Origin of the sequence: Streptomyces sp. BF23-19 (genome assembly GCF_041106355.1) — a bacterium.
GTDB lineage: Bacteria > Actinomycetota > Actinomycetes > Streptomycetales > Streptomycetaceae > Streptomyces > Streptomyces virginiae_A.
Window position 1 is genome coordinate 15,870 of the sequence record NZ_JBGBPT010000032.1, and the last position, 18,938, is coordinate 34,807.

11 protein-coding genes are annotated in these 18,938 nt (G+C 70.0%); all 11 read left to right on the top strand.

Annotated features, from left to right (window positions below; translation table 11 throughout):
• The 11 genes from AB8A24_RS19450 (at position 1) to AB8A24_RS19500 (ending at position 18,875) form a co-directional block, all read left to right on the top strand.
• Positions 1 to 1,077, top strand: coding sequence for an NAD(P)/FAD-dependent oxidoreductase (locus AB8A24_RS19450; RefSeq protein WP_369476845.1), 1,077 nt, complete (start codon positions 1 to 3; stop codon positions 1,075 to 1,077).
• Complete coding sequence (locus AB8A24_RS19455) at positions 1,074 to 3,089, top strand: class I tRNA ligase family protein (protein WP_369476847.1); 2,016 nt, start codon at positions 1,074 to 1,076, stop codon at positions 3,087 to 3,089. The genes AB8A24_RS19450 and AB8A24_RS19455 overlap by 4 nt, the downstream gene beginning before the upstream one ends.
• Positions 3,086 to 4,624: an AMP-binding protein gene (locus tag AB8A24_RS19460; protein WP_328961281.1), complete on the top strand. Its 1,539-nt coding sequence runs from the start codon at positions 3,086 to 3,088 to the stop codon at positions 4,622 to 4,624. The genes AB8A24_RS19455 and AB8A24_RS19460 overlap by 4 nt, the downstream gene beginning before the upstream one ends.
• A complete protein-coding gene (locus AB8A24_RS19465; protein ID WP_328961282.1) occupies positions 4,614 to 4,874 on the top strand; it encodes a phosphopantetheine-binding protein in 261 nt (86 codons plus the stop codon). The genes AB8A24_RS19460 and AB8A24_RS19465 overlap by 11 nt, the downstream gene beginning before the upstream one ends.
• 1 nt (position 4,875) lies before the next feature.
• Complete coding sequence (locus AB8A24_RS19470) at positions 4,876 to 5,490, top strand: GNAT family N-acetyltransferase (RefSeq protein ID WP_369476850.1); 615 nt, start codon at positions 4,876 to 4,878, stop codon at positions 5,488 to 5,490.
• Positions 5,487 to 6,581, top strand: a complete 1,095-nt coding sequence (locus AB8A24_RS19475; RefSeq protein WP_369476851.1) for a C45 family autoproteolytic acyltransferase/hydolase — start codon at positions 5,487 to 5,489, stop codon at positions 6,579 to 6,581. The genes AB8A24_RS19470 and AB8A24_RS19475 overlap by 4 nt, the downstream gene beginning before the upstream one ends.
• A 142-nt stretch (positions 6,582 to 6,723) precedes the next feature.
• A complete protein-coding gene (locus AB8A24_RS19480) occupies positions 6,724 to 7,653 on the top strand; it encodes a thiamine pyrophosphate-dependent dehydrogenase E1 component subunit alpha (RefSeq protein WP_328961285.1) in 930 nt (309 codons plus the stop codon).
• A gap of 3 nt (positions 7,654 to 7,656) precedes the next feature.
• Positions 7,657 to 8,664 (top strand): transketolase C-terminal domain-containing protein, encoded by a 1,008-nt coding sequence (locus AB8A24_RS19485; RefSeq protein ID WP_328961286.1) that lies wholly within the window; start codon positions 7,657 to 7,659, stop codon positions 8,662 to 8,664.
• Positions 8,657 to 9,829, top strand: coding sequence for a 2-oxo acid dehydrogenase subunit E2 (locus AB8A24_RS19490; protein WP_328961287.1), 1,173 nt, complete (start codon positions 8,657 to 8,659; stop codon positions 9,827 to 9,829). The genes AB8A24_RS19485 and AB8A24_RS19490 overlap by 8 nt, the downstream gene beginning before the upstream one ends.
• 349 nt (positions 9,830 to 10,178) lie before the next feature.
• Positions 10,179 to 11,981 (top strand): flavin-containing monooxygenase, encoded by a 1,803-nt coding sequence (locus AB8A24_RS19495; protein WP_369476853.1) that lies wholly within the window; start codon positions 10,179 to 10,181, stop codon positions 11,979 to 11,981.
• Positions 11,982 to 12,239: 258 nt separating this feature from the next.
• Positions 12,240 to 18,875, top strand: a complete 6,636-nt coding sequence (locus tag AB8A24_RS19500; protein WP_369476855.1) for an amino acid adenylation domain-containing protein — start codon at positions 12,240 to 12,242, stop codon at positions 18,873 to 18,875.
• Positions 18,876 to 18,938: the final 63 nt, after the last annotated feature.

Genomic DNA, 18,938 nt, shown 5'->3' on the forward strand with positions numbered 1-18,938 from the left:
ATGACGCATGTCGACTTCGCCGTCGTGGGCGGCGGAATCATCGGGTGCACGATCGCACGGGAGCTGGTGCTTCAGGCTCCGAACGCCTCCGTGCTGGTGCTCGACCAGGACGCCGTCGGATCCGGAGCCAGCCGCCGCTCGGCCGGTCTGCACTTCCCCCGTGGCGCGACGGAGCGTGTCCGTCGCATGTCCGGCTACAGCCAGGCCTGGTACCGGGCTCTGCTGGACGCTGATCCGACTCTGCCGATCCACCCGGTTCCCATGCTGGTGGTGTCCGACCGCGCGAGCGCGGGCCAGGTGGAGGCGGCCTATCTCGACGAGGCCTGGATGTCCCGCGTGGACGCGTTGCCGGACTGGCTGCCGCCGCTGTCGGACGGGACGGCGGCCTGGAAGGGCGAGGGCTGCCAGTACGCCGACGTCGGCGCACTGGCCCGCGCACTGGCCCGGTCGCTGCGGCCGGGGACGAGTTTCCGGGACGGGGTCTGCGTCACCGCCCTGGACCGGGCCGGGAACGGATACGAACTCGCGCTCGGCACCGGAGAACGCGTCACGGCCGACGCGGTCGTGCTCGCACCCGGCCCGTGGCTGACCGCACCGGCCTGGCGGGAACGGCTCGCGCCCCTGGGCGCCAGAGTGAAGAAGGTCGTGGCACTGCACATCGAACAGCCGCCCGCGGCCGAGGACGGAGTCGTCGTCTTCCATGACGAGGACGCGTTCCTGCTCCCACTCCACGAGCAGCGGCGCTGGCTCTTCAGCTACACCAGCCAGGTCTGGGACGTCGACCCCGACCGGCTCACCGGCAGCGTCTGCGCGTCGGACCTCGCCGAGGCCCGCGAGGTGCTGCTCCGCCGCGCCCCCCGCCTGGCCGACTCCGCCCGCAGCGGACGGGTGTTCTGCGATGCGTACAGCGCGGATCGGGAGCCTCTGGTACGCGCACTGGACGAGGAGGGCCGACTGGTGTTCGCGGGTGCTGCCAACGGCTCCGGCTACCGGCTCGCACCCGCCATCGCCGCAGAAGCAGCACACCTGCTCCGTACGGCCCTTCAGAACGTTTCCGAGCAAGGGAGCCACCCATGAATGTGAGCGTCTTCGCCACCGAGGACCTGCACCAGGCATTCGGCATCGAGATGAGCTCCGTGGAGTCGATGAGTGCCGGAGCCGGCTGGGGCCGGGTCGCTCCCGGCGTCACCTCCGATCCGCACCAGCACGACGAGATCGAGATGTTCGTCGTCGTCGCCGGAACCGGATGGGTGGCCTTCGACGGCCGGCGCATCCGGGTGGAGCCGGGAACGGTGTGCCAGTTCGAGCCCTTCGAGACGCACGTCATCGAGAACGACGGCGACGTCGACCTGGTCTTCTTCGACCTGTACTGGCGCGACCCGGCGCTCGCCGCCCGGACCGCGGCCACGGGTGCCGCGCGCCGCCGATTCCCCGAGCGGCCGGTCTTCGTCTTCTCGACCCCGCCCACTCCCAACGGCGACCTCCACCTCGGCCATCTGTCCGGCCCCTACCTGGGAGCGGACGCCTACGTCCGGTTCCAGCGCATGCAGGGCACCGAGGCATGGCACCTGACGGGGAGCGACGACTTCCAGAGCTACGTCGTCGAGTGCGCCCGCCGCGAGGAGCGCGAACCGGCGAGCACCGCCGGGCACTACAGCGCCGAGATAGCCGCGACGCTCCGTCTGATGGACATCGAGGTCGACCAGTTCACCGCGACCAACGAGGATCCCGGCTACCGGGACGGTCTGCGCGGGTACTTCTCGAAGCTGGTCGACTCCGGTGCGGTCGCCGTCCGGCAGACGGACGCCCTGGTGGACGCGGAAACGGGCGCCTACCTCTACGAGGTCGACGTCTCGGGCGGTTGTCCCGGATGCGGCGGCGGCACCAGCGGCAACATCTGCGAGGAATGCGGCGAGCCGAACGTCTGCGTCGACCTGGTCGACCCGCGGAGCAGCCGGTCACAGGCGCCGTCGAAGCAACAGCCGGTCTCCCGCTTCGTCCTGCCGCTCCACGAGTTCGGCAAGGAGGTCGCCGATCACCACCGCCTCGGCCGGGTCCCGGCCCGACTCCGCGAGCTGGCGGACCGGGTGTTCGCGCGTACCAGCCTCGACATTCCCGTGACGCACCCTTCGGCCTGGGGCGTGGCACCCGCGGAGACGACCGTGGACGGGCAGGTGATCTGGGTCTGGCCCGAGATGTCCTACGGCTTCCTCCACGGCATCGAAGCCCTCGGCGGGCGTCTGGGCCGTGACTGGCGAGCCGTCGCTCCCGAGCAGGACTGGAAGTTCGTCCACTTCTTCGGCTACGACAACAGCTTCTACCATGCGGTGCTCTACCCGGCGCTCTACCGGTCGGCGTACCCGGCGTGGAATCCCGACATCGACTACCACGTCAACGAGTTCTACCTGCTGGAGGGCGGCAAGTTCTCCACCAGCCGACGCCATGCCGTCTGGGGCAAGCAGATCCTGCGCCCGGAGACCGTGGACGCGGTGCGCTACTACCTCTCGCTCACACGTCCGGAGCAGCAACGGACGAACTTCGAGCTCGCGGCGTACACGGAGACCGTCCAGAGGGTCCTGGTGGACGGCTGGCAGAGCTGGCTGAACGACCTGGGCGCACGGATCGCCGGGCAGCACGGCGGGCTCGCCCCCGACGCCGGCGTCTGGACTCCCGAGCACACGGCGTTCCTCAACCGCCTGGGAATACGGCTCGCCGCTGTCGCCGACAGCCTCGGACAGGACGGATTCTCGCTGAACCGTGCGGCCGCCGAGCTGGACGGGATCGTCGTGGACGCTCGGCGGTTCGCCGAGGCAGAGGCACGGACCGCGCTGATCGCCGGCTGGAACGACGAGGCCCGAACGGCCGTCGCGCTGGAACTGGCCGCGGCACAGCTGCTGGCGCGCGCGGCCGCGCCGGTCATGCCGCGATTCGCCGCCCGACTCGCCGAGGCGCTCGGGACGGCCGACCTCTCGTCCTGGCCCTCCCAGGTCGAGCTGGTCGCGCCCGGGACCCGGATCAACCTTGAGGACCAGTCCTACTTCGCGGCGCTGCCGTCGGACTGGCCGCTCGCCGCGGAGACCACGGGATGACGGACTCCGTGATCAACCGCGTGGTGGCGGGGCCTCCGGCTCCCGGCCACCGGATCTCGTTCCTCCGGCTCGGCAGCCGCAGGACGCTGGACCTGACCGAACTGTACGAACAGTCGGGCCGTGTCGCCGCCTACCTTCGGAGCCTCGGCGTCGAGTCAGGGGACCGCATCGGGATCCTGGCGGCCAACAGCCTGGAATGGGTCCTGCTGGACCTTGCCGCGCTGCGGCTCAAGGCCGTGGTCGCGGGTTTCGAACCGGGCAAGTTCGCCGACGCCGGAGAGCTGGTGGCGCGCTACGGGCTCAAAGCTCTGTTCACCGACCAGGACGTGCCGGCGGGCGCGCCGGCGGCGGTCCGAGCCTTCGCCGACGTCGCCGAGGCCGCGGGACGGACATGGACGGAACTGCCCGAGCCCGTCGTGTACGAGCCCGAGGAGGTCACGACGATCAAGTTCACCTCCGGCAGCACCGGCGCGCCGAAGGGGCTCGGGGCCACCGTCGGCAGCATCGACGCGTCGATGCGGGCCGTGCAGGAGATCTTCGAGCACCGCGGCGGTGACAACCTCTTCGTCTTCCTTCCGCTGTCGCTGCTGCAGCAGCGGTACTGGGTCTACTCCGCCCTCTGCTTCGGCCACGACGCGACCGTCACCACGTACGAGGCGGCCTTCGCCGCGCTCGCGACGGCCCGGCCGACCGTGGTGATGGGTGTGCCGGCGTTCTTCGAGGTCGCCAGGCAGCAGATCGGCCAGGACGCCGCGCGCGCCGACGGCGTCACGCCGGACGCGGCGCGCCGCGCGGCCGCGCGGCGGCTGTTCGGCGATCGGATCCGCTACCTGTGGACGGGATCGGCACCGGCGGACCGGGAGGTGTTGCGCTACCTCACCGACGCGGGCCTTCCCATCTATGAGGGCTACGGGCTGAACGAGACGTGCATCGTCAGCAAGAACCACCCCGGTGCCCACAAGGAGGGCAGCGCGGGGCGGGTGCTGCCGGGGAAGCAGGTGCTGTTCGACGAGGACGGCGTGATCCTGGTCCGCAGCGAGCATCCGGTGAACCGGCGCTACGAGTTCGCCGAGCCCGGCGACTCCGAGCGGATGTTCGTCGCGGACGGGGTGGTGCGCACCGGCGACCTCGGCTACGTGGACGAGGACGGCTTCCTGTTCATCCAGGGGCGCGCCGACGACGTCATCGTGCTCGGGAACGGCAAGAAGGTGATCGTCCGGCCGATCGAGGAGCACATGCGGACGAGTCCGGCGATCGAGGAGTGCGTGGTGTTCTGCCCCGCGCAGACGTCCCTGGTCGCGGTGGTCTCGCCGTCCTCCGACTCCCCCGACCTCGAGGCGATCGCCGACCAGCTGGCCCGCACCAACGCCTCGTTCGGCCGTGACGAACAGATCCGCAAGGTCGTGGTCGCGAGTCCCCGGCCCAGCATCGCCAACGGAATGCTCACTTCGCAGTTCAAGCCGAGACGCCAGGCCATCTTCGCCGCCTTCCAGGCGGAGATCACGAACAACCAGGACGGTATCCATGCCCAGTGACATCGAGACCATCGCGCGGGAGAACCTTGCTGCCGCGCTCCAGCCGGCCGCGGATCCGCACGGGATCGACCCGGACGTCGCGTTGTCCGACCACGGACTGACCTCGCTGCAGAAGGTCCTGTTCCTGACCCGGCTCTGCGAGGACCTCTCGGTCGACCTCGCGCATCTGACCGAGCGCGACGTCGCCGAGATGCGCACCCTCCACGACGTCGTCGACACCCTGTCGCGCTACGCGGGAAAGGCTGCTTGAGGTGAGTTGGGCGGAGCTGGCCGCGGCCACGCTGGAGAACGACCACGTGACGCTGCGTCCGATCGGTCCCGAGGACCGCGAGTCGATCCACGACATCGCGATGGACCCGGTGATCTGGCGCTACTTCGTGAGCCTCGTCGAGACCGAGGCGGACTTCGACGCCTTCTTCGAGGGCATGGTCGCCGACCACGCGGCGGGCAGGCGCGTGGTCTTCCACATTACCGACAAGACGACGGGGCGCTGCGCGGGGAGCATGAGCTTCGGCAACCTCTCGGAGGCGGACTCGCGCCTGGAGATCGGCTGGTCCTGGCTGGGCGTCGACTTCCAGGGCCGCGGCATCAACCGGTGGGCCAAGTACCTCCTGCTCGAGCACGCCTTCGAGACCCTGGGCGCCGAGCGCGTGGAGTTCAAGACGGACCGGCTCAACGTGCAGGCCAGAGCGGGCCTGCGCAACATCGGCGCCCTGGAGGAGGGCGTCTTCCGCAGCTTCAACCCGATGCCGGGCGGCAGGCGCCGGGACGCGGTCTACTACAGCGTGGTGCGCGGCGAGTGGCCCTGGCTCAAGGGCGAGCTGGCCGCTCACCCGAAGGTGACCCGTCAGGACATGGCGGTGTGACCGGCGGAGCGGACATCACCCATCTGCGTCTGCGTGGCGATCCGTACGAGGTCGGCCGACAGCACGGCGCCGCGCTCGCAGGTCCGTTGCGCGGCTTCGTCGACGACTCGCTCTGCCGTCTCGACCTGCTTCTGGACGAACAGGTCACGATGTCCGGGCTCGAACCGGTGCTGTCCGCGTTCGACAAGGTGATCACGGCGGAGCTGCCACGGCTCGCGGACGAGATCACCGGACTCGCCGACGGGATCGGAATCCACCGCGACCAGGCGCTGCTGCTGCAACTGCGCCGGGAGATCCTGGGCTACCGGAAGATCCCGGCGCGAGGCGACTGCACCACCTACGCGCGGGCCGGTTCCCATCCGGTACTGGCCCAGACGGTGGACCTCAACGGCGACCTGGACGATCAGATCAGCGTCCTCGACGTCCGGCTCACAGGTTCCCCGCGCGGGGTCCTGGTGCTCAGCTTCGCGGGCCTCCTCGGCTATCTGGGCGTCAACAGCGACGGTCTGGCCGTGGGCCTCAACCTGGTCCTCGGCGGCGACTGGAAACCCGGAGTCCCGCCGTACCTGGCCATTCGCCACGTGTTGGACTCCGCCGCCACCGTCGATGAGGCGGTCGAGTGTCTCCGCGGGCTCCCGTTGGCCAGTTCACGGTCGTTCATGCTCTGCGACGCGGACAAAGCGGTCTGGGTGGAGGCTCTGGACGGCGGGTTCCGGTGCTTCGAAGCCCAACAGGCCGAGCACACCAACCACTTCCTCCACCCCGAGTTCGAACCCTTCGACGAGATCAACGTCTTCGCGCGGAACTCCTCACGCCGAAGGTTGGAGGCGTGCCGCGCCGGTCTCGCCGGGATGGCACCGGCCGCTGGGGTGGAGGAGCATTTCGCTCTGCTCTCGGTCCCTCCGATCCGAGTTGTCGCAACCGGTGACATCCGGTACGAGCGCACCGTCGCCGCAGCCGTCGCTCTGCCGAGGAGCGGCCGGTTGTACATCAGGCCGGGTGATCCCGCCGTATCTGCCACCAGGGAGTTCACCTTTGCGGACCCGGACTGCCGCCCTGACGGCTCTCCGCGCGCGGGCGGTCCTTCTTGATCTTTTCGAACTCCGACGGGCGGGACATGAACGTGCTCGATGACGAGAACGGGCGATTCGTCGTCCTTGTGAACCACGAGGATCAGCTCACGACAGTCCTCGAGGGACACGCGTCAGAAGCTTTTCCGGAAGGGAACCTGTCATGAAAGCAGGTACTGCCATCAGCGTCGCCGGCATCGATGCCGGGATCGACGTCGACGATCTCTCCAGCCTGCTGATGATCAGGCACTTCGAGCAGGCCGTCCTGGAGCTGTTCGCGCGCGGGCTGCTCAACGGCACCACGCACACCTGCCTCGGCCAGGAGTACGTGCCGGTGGCCCTGGGGCCGCTGCTGGCCCCGGGCGACTTCGTGTTCAGCAACCACCGCGGCCACGGACACTACCTGGCCCGCTTCGACGACCCCGAGGGCCTGCTGGCCGAGATGACCGGCCGCGAGGGCGCCATCTGTTCGGGCGTCGGCGGCAGCCAGCACATCTTCCGCGACACCTACCTGTCCACCGGGGTGCAGGGCGAGAGCCTGCCGGTGGCCGTGGGCACGGCCTTGTGGTTCCAGCGGACCGGCCGGCCCGAGATCGCCGTGGCCTACATCGGCGACGGCACCTGGGGCGAGGGCGCCGTCTACGAGGCGTTGAACCTGGCCGCGCTGTGGCGGCTGCCGCTGCTGGTGGTCGTGGAGAACAACGGCATCGCACAGACCACGCCGACCGCGCGCGCCATGGCCGGCGACATCGCCGGGCGGGCCGCGGCGTTCGGAATCGCCCATGTGTCCGTGACCGGCAGCGACGTCGCCGCGATCCGCGCGCGCCTGGCACCGGTGGTCGACCGGACGCGCGCCGGCGGCGGGCCGGTCGTCGTGGAGTTCGCGACCCACCGCCTCGGCCCGCACAGCAAGGGCGACGACACGCGCTCCGCCGCCGAGGTCGCCGCCGAGCGAGAACACGACTGGCACGACGCCTATCGGCGCCGGGACCCCGACCTGTTCGCCAAGGTCGAGGACGAGCAGCGGAAGCGGATCGCCGATGCCGTGGAGCGGGTCCTGGCCCGTCCGGCCTCGGCGTGGGAGAGGAACTGAGCCGTGGAACGTGTCGCTGAGAACCTGAACCGGGCGCTGCACGCGGCCTTCGCCGCCGACCCCGACCTGTTCCTGTTGGGAGAGGACGTCGCCGATCCGTACGGCGGCGCCTTCAAGATCACCAAAGGGCTGTCCTCGGGCTACCCCGACCGCGTCCTGAGCACACCGATCAGCGAGCAGTCGCTGGTGGGCGTGGCCAACGGGCTGGCGCTGTCCGGCGGGCGCGCCATCGTCGAGATCATGTTCGGCGACTTCGCCACCTTGGCCTTCGACCAGATCGTCAACTTCGCGGCCAAATCGGTCGCGATGTACGGCCGCCGCGTCGAGGTCCCGGTGATCGTGCGCTGTCCCACCGGTGGGCGGCGCGGGTACGGCCCGACCCACAGCCAGAGCCTGCAGAAGCACTTCATCGGCGTGCCCCACCTGTCGGTGCACGAGATCTCGCCGTTCCACGACAACACGGCACTGCTGGCCGGCCTGCTCGCCGACGGCGAGCCGGCTGTCCTGTTCGAGGACAAGGTGCTCTACACGCAGCCGATGCACGAGCCGGGGACGGACGGGCCGTTCGTCGCCGATTTCCCGTTCGGAGCCGGCGGCCCGGCGCGGCTGCGGGCGTCGGACGGCGACGACGCGGCCGACTGCGTGATCATCGCGCCCGGTGGCGTGTCCCGGCGGGCGCTGGCGGCGGCCGGGACGCTGTTCGCCGAGCACGAGATCACCTGCGAGGTGATCGTTCCGACCCGGTTGTACCCGTTCGACGTGGAGCCACTGCTGCCCGCCCTGGCCGGCGCCGAGGTCGTGTGCCTGGTCGAGGACTCCGCCGCCGGCGGCACCTGGGGTACGGAGGTCGCCGCGCGCGTCTACGAGCGGCTGTGGGGCCGGCTGCGGAACCCGGTCGTGCTGTGCAGCGCCGAGGCCGAGGTGATCCCGACCGCCGCGCACCTGGAACAGACCGTGCTCCCCCAAGCTTCCGACATCCACCGCGCCATCTGGGAGGCGTTCCATGCGTGAACTGCTGCTGCCGAAGTTCAACAACAACGACGAGGGCTGCGTCCTGGTCGGCTGGGCGGTCGACGACGGCGCCGAGGTGTACGCGGACGAGGTCGTCGCCGAGGTCGAGACCGCCAAGGCCCTGGAGGAACTCGTCGCGGACGTGGACGGCGTCCTCCACCGGCTCGTCGAGGTCGGAGCGCAGTGCGAGTTCGGGCGGCCCGTGGGGCTGCTGTTCGACAGCCACCAGGAACGGGACGACTACCTGGCGAACCAGGCGTCCGCCGTCGTGACCACCGCACCCGAGGGCGAGGGCGAGGACCACGACGGCGGCCCGGACCCGATCCTCAGCGACGCCGCGCGCACCCTCGCCCAGGATCACGGCATCCGGACCGAGCAACTGCGCTCGCTCGGCAAGCGGGTGGTGAAGGCCTCCGACGTCCAACGGCTCATCGACCAGGGGGTCATGGACCAGGGGGCGGAGTCAGCAGCGGCCGGGGCGGCCGCGGACGCCGCCGTCGTCAGCCTCAGCACGCGCCAGCGCGCGGTGGCCGCCGTCGTCAGCGAGGCGCACCGCACGATCCCAGCAGCCTTCGCCGCGATCGCGGTCGACCTGACAGCGTTCCGCGCCACCCGCGGCGGCGGCGCCCCATACGGCCTGGTCGAGATCCTGGTCAAGGCCATAGCCGCCCGCCACGCCGACTTCCCGCTGTTCTTCGCCACGCCCGGTGCGGACCACACCCTCGTCCTCGCGCCGGACGCCAACGTCGGGGTCACCGTCGACGTCGGGACCGGCCTGTTCATCCCGGTGCTCAAGGACGCCGCCCGCCGTCCGATCGACGACCTCGCCGACGACCTCATGGACTTCCGAGTCAGCGCCCTGCGACAGAACTTCCGCGGGGACGCGTTCACCGACGAGGCCATCACCCTCTCGCTGCACAACGATCCGGACATCATCCTGGCCGCGCCGATCGTCCATCCGGGCCGCACCTGCGTCGTGACCTTGTGCGCCGAGCGGAGCGAAGTCGCACTGACCGAGGACGGCACGCCGTTCACCCGGCCGGTGACCACGGTCGCGGTCACCTACGACCACCGCTATCTCAACGGCCGCGACGCGGTCCGCTTCCTCACCGCGGTGAAGCAGGACCTGGAGAGCGCCGACGCCATCGCCCGTCTCGCGGGCTGACGGGAGACGCCGATCGCCGCGAGCAGGCGAACCTGCTTGCCGCCTTGGCGGCCGGCGCCGGCACCCGGCCGCCGATCGCGGACAACCCGGCCTCTGGGATGGCAGACTCAACGAGCAACGGAGCTCCGGTCCAGTCGATTTGTGGTGAGAACCCTCCTCCTACCGGAGTGCCCCCCTGCCCAGCGCGCCGACACACGGCCCGCCACACACCTCGAACCGATCTTGAGACGGCCATGGGTCTGTCTCGCCGGCGAGACAGACCCACGGGCCTCGTCGAGTACCGACCACCACGACACATTCCAGGCGCTGGCCGGGCGGCCGGAGAAGCGCATGCGGAGGAGAGAATTTCATGTCCAGCCAAAAGGTGTCGGAGCACATCGCGAAAGTCGCCGCCGAGCGGGCCAAGCGACTGCGGCCGGACGGCATCGACCAATACGCGAACCTCAGTGGCGAATTCGCGCACATGAACGAGGATCCCTTCACCGATCGCATCGAGCGCGAGCCGTACCGCGACCACGTCACGGCCGCGGTCATCGGCGGGGGGTTCGCCGGCCTGATGGCGAGCGCCCACCTGAAGGAGTCGGGGGTCTCCGATGTCAGGATCGTCGACACCGGCGGCGACTTCGGCGGCACCTGGTACTGGAACAGGTACCCGGGCGTCCAGTGCGACGTCGCGTCCATGATCTATCTGCCGTTGCTGGAGGAGACCGGCCACGTGCCCACCGAGTGGTACGTGCACGGCCCGGAGATCCTGGAGCACTGCCAACGCATCGGCAAGCACTACGGGTTGTACGAGAACGCGCTCTTCCACACCCAGGCCACCGGCTTGGACTGGGACGAGGCCGCCCAGCTGTGGACGGTGCGGACCGACCGCGGTGACGAGTTCACCGCCCAGTTCGTGGTCATGGGGCTCGGCCACCTGTCCGTGCCGAAGCTCCCCGGTATCCCGGGTATCGAGACCTTCGAGGGCCACAGCTTCCACGCGAGCCGATGGGACTACGCCTACACCGGCGACCCGGTCGGCGGACCGCTGGACAACCTGCGGGACAAGCGGGTGGCGATCATCGGCACCGGCGCCAGCGCGGTGCAGTGCATCCCTCACCTGGCCACCGCAAGCCAGGAACTGTTCGTGCTCCAGCGCACGCCCTCCGTCATCGAGGTCCGCAACAACCGGCCGATCGACCCGGAGTGGTTCGCGCAGATGGCCACGCCCGGGTGGCAGCAGCGCTGGCTGGAGAACTACGCGGCCACCATGACGTCGGCCGAACCGCCGGCCGAGGATCTGATCAACGACAGCTGGACCGCCATGGCCAAGATGTGGGGCAATGCCGAACAGGACGTGCCGGCGGAGTCGGACACGTCCGAGGAGCCTCTCGCGCCCTGGTACTACGCGGACGTGAAGAAGATGGGCCAGATCCACGCCCGGGTGGAAGAGACGGTCAAGGACTCACGGACCGCGGAACTCCTCAAGCCCTGGTACCACCTGGCGTGCAAGCGCCTGACCTTCCACGACGAGTATCTGGGCGCCTTCAACGAGCCGACGGTCCGTCTCGTCGACACGGACGGCAAGGGCGTCGAGCGGATCACACCGCGAGGTGTCGTGGTGGACGGCACCGAGTACGAGGTGGACTGCATCATCTACGCGTCGGGGTTCGAGGTCGGTACCGCGCCCACCCGGCGCGCCGGATTCGACCCCGTCGGCAGGGACGGCAGGCGACTGTCGGAGCACTGGATCAACGGCATGCGCACGATGCACGGACTTCATGTGCACGGGTTCCCGAACGCGTTCCTCGTTCAGTCGCTCACGGGCGGGACGCGGTTCTCCAACCTCTCGCACAACCTGTCCGAGGCGGCCAAGACCGTCGCCGCCGTCATCGCGCACGCGGTCACCACGGGGGTCGACGTCGTCGAACTCACCCAGCAGGCGGAGGACTCCTGGATGGACAACGTGGGAATCGATCCGGATTGGCGCACGTTCCTGGGCACGGAATGCACCCCCGGCTACTCCAACAACGAGGGAACGGATCTCGGTCCGCATTCCCTTTGGGACGCACACAAGTTCCCCGATGGCCTGGGCTTCTTCCGACACCTTCAGGAATGGCGGGGCAACGGGGAGTTCGACGGTCTGGAATTCCACCGTTCGGACAGCTGAAGCCGCTTGCCCCGTCTCGCCGGCGAGACAGTCCTCCCGGGCTCCGTCGAGTGGTGCCCGGGACTCATTCACCCTGGCGAGTGCTGCCTGCTAGCCTCGCGAAGTCGATACAACTCCGCCTTCTCTTTGCCCATTAATTCCGCCGAAATAACGGCTCCCGATCCCGCTGCGGCCCGACGCCTGGCCGGTGATTTCGGCGCCTGAGCCATCGGCTGCGGATCGAGACTGGTAGCGGTCGGAAACAGCGAGGTAGCCTGCATGATTCCGTTGTCGTTTGCGCAGCAGCGGTTGTGGATCATCGGTCAGTTGGCGGGGCCGAGCGCGGCGTACAACATGCCGTTGACGATGCGCCTGTCCGGGGCGCTGGACCGGCAGGCGCTGGTCGCGGCGCTGGGTGACGTGGTGGGCCGGCACGAGAGCCTGCGGACCGTCTTCCCCGTCATCGACGGCGAACCCGTCCAGCACATCGTGCCCGCCGACGAGGTCACGCTGCCGCTGGCCTGGACGGACACCGACGAGGAACAGGTGACCGACCTCGCCGTCCAGGCCGCCGGACACCTCTTCGACCTCGCCACCGAGATCCCGCTGCGCGCCCACGCCTTCCGCACCGGACCCGACGAACACGTCCTGATGCTGCTGGTCCATCACATCGCCTGCGACGGCTGGTCGCTCGGCCCCCTCGGCAAGGACCTCGCCACCGCCTACGCGGCACGGACCGCCGGCACGGCCCCGACCTGGACCGAACTCCCCGTCCAGTACGCCGACTACACCCTGTGGCAGCGCGACCTGCTCGGCTCCGAGAACGACCCCACCAGTACCGTCGCCCGCCAGTCCGCCTTCTGGCGCGACGCACTGGCCGCCCTCCCCGTCGAACTGGACCTGCCCTTCGACCGGCCACGCTCCGCGACAGCCGCCCAGCACGGAGGCCAAGTACCCATCACCGTCGACGCGGACGTCCACACCCGCGTCACGGAGTTGGCCCGACAGACCGGCGTGACGCCGTTCATGGTCGTCCAGGCCGCCCTGGCCGTGCTGCTGTCTCGAGTCGGCGGCGGCACCGACATCCCGCTCGGTACGCCGGTCGCCGGACGCACCGAAGAAGCCCTGCGCGACCTGGTCGGCTTCTTCCTCAACACCCTCGTCCTGCGCACCGACGTCTCCGGCGAGCCCACCTTCGCCCAACTCCTCACCCGAGTAAGGGAAACGGACCTCGCCGCCTTCGAGAACCAGGACCTCCCCTTCGAGCGCCTCGTCGAGATCATCGCCCCACCACGAACCGCGGCACGCCACCCCCTCTTCCAGGTCATGCTGTCCTTCAACACCAACACCGAAGCCGCCTTCGGCCTCCCCGGACTCAAGACCGGAGAATTCGACCTCCCCGGAAGCGAAACCGCCAAATTCGATCTCAACTTCGAATTCGAGGAGCGGTTCGGTCCGCAGGGACAGCCGACCGGCATCAAGGGGTTTCTCGAGTACGCCACCGACCTGTTCGACCACCACACGGTCCAGGCACTGGCCGAGCAGCTCGACCACCTGCTCGGAGAACTGACCTCCGACCCCGACCGGCCCATCGACCTGACGGGCCACCAAGCACGGCCCGGCGGTTTCCGCAGCGAACTCGGCGAGGTCGAGGCGGTACTCGCGGGGTACCCCGGCATCGCCGAGGCCACGATCGTCGCCCGCGAGGACATCCCGGGCGACAAGCGGCTGGTCGGCTACGTAATTCCCGGCCCCGGCCTCGACCCGGAAGCCACCGTACGGCTGCCCGCGACCCTGCGCGAGCACGCTGCCGGGCTGCTGCCCACGCACCTGGTGCCGGCCGCGGTCGTGGTCCTGGAGCGGCTGCCGCTGACGGATCACGGGAAACTGGACCGCGAGGCCCTGCCCGCACCGGACCAGGGCGTCGTGGCCGCCCGCCGTGCTCCGACGACCGTCCAGGAAGAGATCCTGTGCGCCGCGTTCGCCAAGGTGCTGAACCTGGAGCTGTCCACCGTCGGCATCGACGACAACTTCTTCCTTCTCGGCGGCCACTCCCTGCTCGCGACCCGGCTGGTCGCCCTCATCCGCAGCCTGCTCGGGGTCGAACTCGGCATCCGTACGCTGTTCGCATCCCCCACCATCGCCGCCCTGGCCAAGGCGCTGGCCGGGGCGGGCCCCTCGCGTCCGGCGCTGGTGACCGTGGATCGTCCGGAGCCGCTGCCGTTGTCGTCCGCGCAGCAGCGGTTGTGGTTCCTGCACGAGTTGGAGGGACCGAGCGCCACCTACAACATCCCGGCGGCCATCAGGCTTTCCGGTGTGATCGACACCGGTGCGCTGGACGCGGCGTTGCGGGATGTCCTCGGGCGCCACGAGGTGCTGCGCACTCTCTTCCCGTCGGTCGAGGGACGGCCGTACCAGCGGGTGGTGCCGGTCGAGGAGCTCGGCGAGGTGCTCACCGTGGTACCGGCGGCGCTCGTCGGGCCGTCCGGCCTGACCGCGTCGATCAGCGAGGCAGAGGGCCACTGCTTCGACCTCTCGGCCGAAGTGCCGTTCCGAGCCTGGCTGTTCGAAGCCGGTGCGGACGAACACGTGCTGGTGCTGCTCATGCACCACATCGCCGGTGACGGCTGGTCGCTGGTGCCGCTGGTCCGGGACTTCTCGGCTGCGTACACAGCGCGGCTGGCCGACCAAGAACCCGGATGGGCGCCGCTACCGGTCCAGTACGCGGACTACACGCTCTGGCAGCGTGAACTGCTCGGCGGGGCGCAGGACCCCGAGAGCCTGCTGAGCAAGCAACTGGCCCACTGGCGCCGCGCGCTGGCCGACATACCGGAGGAACTGGCGCTGCCCGTCGACCGTGCCCGCCCCGCGGTGGCCACGCATCGGGGCGGGAGCGCGACGCTGGAGATCCCCGCGCTGCTGCACGCCCGGGTCACCGAACTGGCCCGGGACGAAGGCGCGACGGTCTTCATGGTGCTCCAGGCCACGTTGGCCGTGCTGCTCTCCCGGCTCGGCGCCGGCCAGGACATCGTGATCGGAACCCCGACGGCCGGGCGCACCGACACCGCGCTCGACGACCTCGTCGGGTTCTTCGTCAACACCCTCGTCCTGCGCACGGACGTGTCCGGTGGTCCGTCCTTCGGCGAACTGATCGGCCGGGTGCGGGAGCAGACGCTCGACGCGCTGGCGCACCAGGACGTACCGTTCGAGCGCCTGGTCGAGGAGCTGGCCCCGGTCCGCTCCTTGGCCCGCCATCCGCTGGTCCAGGTCATGCTCGCGCTCCAGAACAACGCCGATCCCGTGCTCCGACTGCCGGGCCTGCGCACGAGCTTCCTGCCCGACGAGGGCACCCTGGCGAAGTTCGACCTCTCCTTCGACCTGCGCGAACACTTCGACGAGCACGGCCGGCCCGCCGGAATGACCGGCGGGATCTCCTACGCCGTCGACCTGTTCGACCAGGCGAGCATCGAGCAGCTCGCCGAACGCTTCACCCGTGTCCTCGACACCCTGGCCACCGGCCCGGACCAGCGGGTCGACCAGGTCCCGGTGCTCTCGGCCGCGGAGCAGGAGAAGGTGCTGCACACCTGGAACGACACCTCCCGCTCCGTCCCGCCCACGACCCTGCCGGTGCTCTTCCAGGACCAGGCCGCCCGCACCCCCGAGGCCACCGCGGTCGTCTTCGACGGCACCACCCTGACCTACGGCGAGCTCAACACCCGCGCCAACCGGCTGGCGCACCACCTGATCGAGCACGGGGTCGGCCCCGAGGACATCGTGGGCATGGCATTGCCACGGTCGATCGACCTCCTCGTGGCGATGCTCGGCGTGCTCAAGGCGGGCGCGGCGTATCTCCCGATCGACACCGAGTACCCGAAGGAACGGGTCCGGTTCATGATCGAGGACGCGAAGCCGTCGTACGTGGTGACGCTCCAGGCCACCGCGGCATGGCTGCCGGCCGACGCACCCCTGCTGGTCCTGGACGATGCTGCCACCCAGGAGGAGCTGACCGCACACCCGGCCTGGAGTCACGACCCGACCGACAGCGAGCGCACCGGCCCGCTGACCCCAGCTCACCCCGCCTACGTCATCTACACCTCCGGCTCCACCGGAACTCCTAAGGGCGTGGCGGTACCGCACCACAGCATCACCAACTTCATCACCGTTCACCGTGAGTCGGTCTTCGCCTGCGCCGCCGATCTGTCGGACGGTCGCCCGCTGCGGGTCGCGCTGACCACCTCCATATCCTTCGACGCGGTGTGGGACCAGCTGTCGTGCCTGCTGGAGGGGCACGAGCTGCACGTCGTGAGCACGGAGGTGCTCTCCGACCTCGGCCTCCTCGCGACCTGGCTGGACGCACACGACGTCGACTTCCTGGAGCTGACCCCCACGCACATGGCCGCCGCCGTGTCGGCAGGCCTGTTCGACAACGGCCGCCGTACTCCGGCACTGCTCGTGGTCGGTGGTGAGGCCGTACCCGACTCGCTCTGGGAGTGGCTCGGCTCGCTGGGTGGGGGCACCCGCAGCTTCAGCTTCTACGGGCCCACGGAGTGCACGGTCTACCAGGTCTTCGCCGAGCCGCGGTCCACACCGCGGCCGATACTCGGCGGACCCACCTTCAACATGCGCGTGTTCGTGCTCGACGACGGCCTGGAACCGGTGGCCCCCGGTGTGACGGGTGAGTTGTACGTGGCGGGTGCCGGTCTGGCGCGTGGCTACCTGAACCGTCCGGCACTGACCGCGGAGCGGTTCGTGGCGTGCCCGTTCGGTGCGCCCGGCGAGCGGATGTACCGGACCGGGGACCTGGCGCGGTGGCGGGCGGACGGGACCCTCGAGTTCGCCGGCCGGGCCGACGACCAGGTGAAGATCCGGGGGTTCCGGATCGAGATCGGGGAGATCGAGGCGGTGCTGGCCCGGTATCCCGGTATCGCACGGGCCGTGGCGGTGGTCCGCGAGGACATCCCCGGTGACAAGCGCCTGGTCGGTTATGTGGTACCCGCCCCGGGGCAATCCCCGGAACAGATCGCGCAGTTGCCGGGCCTGTTGCGCCGGCATGCCGCGGGGCCGCTTCCGGGTTACATGGTGCCGGCCGCGGTCGTGGTCCTGGACCGGCTGCCGCTGACCGCCAACGGCAAGCTGGACCGCAAGGCCCTGCCCGTCCCGGACTACGCGGTCGCCTCGACCCACCGCGCTCCGACGACCGTGCGGGAGGAGATGCTGTGTGCGGCGTTCGCCGAGGTGCTGGGTCTGCCCGCTGTCGGCGTCGACGACCACTTCTTCGAACTCGGCGGGCACTCCCTTCTCGCGACCCGGCTGGTCGCCCGCATCCGCACCCTGCTCGGGGTCGAACTCGGCATCCGTACCCTGTTCGAGGCCCCCACTGTCGCCGCCCTCGCCGGTGCGCTGGTCGAGGCGGGACCCTCCCGTCCGGCGCTGGTGGCCGGGGTTCGTCCGGAGTCGCTGCCGTTGTCGTTCGCGCAGCAGCGGTTGTGGATCATCGGTCAGTTGGCGGGGCCGAGCACGGCGTACAACATGCCGTTGGTGCTGCGCCTGTCCGGACCGCTCGACCGGCGGGCGCTGGCCGCGGCACTGGCCGACGTGGTGGGCCGGCACGAGAGCCTGCGGACCGTCTTCCCGGTCATCGACGGCGAACCCGTCCAGCAGATCCTGCCCGCCGACGCGGTCACCCTGCCCCTGACCTGGACGGACACCGACGACGAACAGGTCACCGACCTGGTGATCCAAGCCACCGGACACGTCTTCGACCTCGCCGGCGACATCCCGCTACGGGCGCAGATCTTCGGCATCGGGCCGGACGAACACGTCCTGGTCCTGCTGCTGCACCACATCGCCTGCGACGGCTGGTCGGTCGGGCCCCTGGGCGACGACCTCGCCACCGCCTACACCGCACGGCTCGCCGGCGCCGCCCCGGCCTGGACCGAACTCCCGGTCCAGTACGCCGATTACGCCCTGTGGCAGCGCGATCTGCTCGGCTCCGAGAACGACCCCGCCGGCACGGCGGCCCGCCAGTCCGCCTTCTGGCGCGACGCCCTGGCCGCACTGCCGGTGGAACTCGACCTGCCCTTCGACCGGCCGCGCCCCGCCACCCCCGCCCGGCACGGCGCCCGGGTCCCCGTCACCATCGACGCCGAAGTCCACACCCGAGTCACGGAGTTGGCGAGGCGGACGGGCGTGACACCGTTCATGGTGGTCCAGGCCGCCCTCGCCGTCCTGCTGTCCCGGCTCACCGGCGACACCGACATCCCGCTCGGCACGCCCGTCGCCGGACGCACCGAGGAAGTCCTCCACGACCTGGTCGGCGTCTTCCTCAACACCCTCGTCCTGCGCACCGACGTCTCAGGTGACCCCACCTTCACCGAACTCCTCACCCGAGTACGGGAGACGGACCTCGCCGCCTTCGAGAACCAGGACCTTCCCCTCGAACGCCTGGTGGAGATCGTCGCCCCACCCCGGACCGCGGCACGCCACCCCCTCTTCCAGGTCATGCTGTCCTTCGACACCAACACCGAGGCCTCGTTCGACCTCCCCGGACTCCACGTCGGCGCGTTCGAGATCCCGGAACACGAATCCCCCAAGTTCGACCTGAACTTCCTGCTGCGGGGGTCGTACGAGCCGGACGGGCGACCGACCGGCATCACGGGGATCATCGCGTACGCCACCGACCTGTTCGACCACCACACGGTCCAGAACTGGGCCGAGCGGCTCAGCCTGCTGGTCGCGGAGCTGACCTCCGACCCCGACCGGCCCATCGGCACGGTGGAAGTCCCCGAACCGGCCGGGCGCAACGCGAACCCCGACCGGTCGGCGACCCGACCGGCGCTCGGCCCCGGAAGGCGGCGGGTGGTGGCCCGTCCCGGTCCTTCGCTGGACCAGCCGCTCGGCGGATCCGCAGACTGAGTGCCCGGGGGAAGTCCAGGCACGCCCGCACACCGCCCGGCACGACGTCCCCGATCACCCGTG

Excerpts from the sequence above, each read along its gene's own strand:
- AB8A24_RS19455 (WP_369476847.1), top strand. The coding sequence starts at position 1,074 with ATGAATGTGAGCGTCTTCGCCACCGAGGACCTGCACCAGGCATTCGGC.
- AB8A24_RS19460 (WP_328961281.1), top strand. The coding sequence starts at position 3,086 with ATGACGGACTCCGTGATCAACCGCGTGGTGGCGGGGCCTCCGGCTCCC.
- AB8A24_RS19500 (WP_369476855.1), top strand. The coding sequence starts at position 12,240 with ATGATTCCGTTGTCGTTTGCGCAGCAGCGGTTGTGGATCATCGGTCAG.
- AB8A24_RS19465 (WP_328961282.1), top strand. The coding sequence starts at position 4,614 with ATGCCCAGTGACATCGAGACCATCGCGCGGGAGAACCTTGCTGCCGCG.
- AB8A24_RS19450 (WP_369476845.1), top strand. The coding sequence starts at position 1 with ATGACGCATGTCGACTTCGCCGTCGTGGGCGGCGGAATCATCGGGTGC.
- AB8A24_RS19495 (WP_369476853.1), top strand. The coding sequence starts at position 10,179 with ATGTCCAGCCAAAAGGTGTCGGAGCACATCGCGAAAGTCGCCGCCGAG.
- AB8A24_RS19480 (WP_328961285.1), top strand. The coding sequence starts at position 6,724 with ATGAAAGCAGGTACTGCCATCAGCGTCGCCGGCATCGATGCCGGGATC.
- AB8A24_RS19490 (WP_328961287.1), top strand. The coding sequence starts at position 8,657 with ATGCGTGAACTGCTGCTGCCGAAGTTCAACAACAACGACGAGGGCTGC.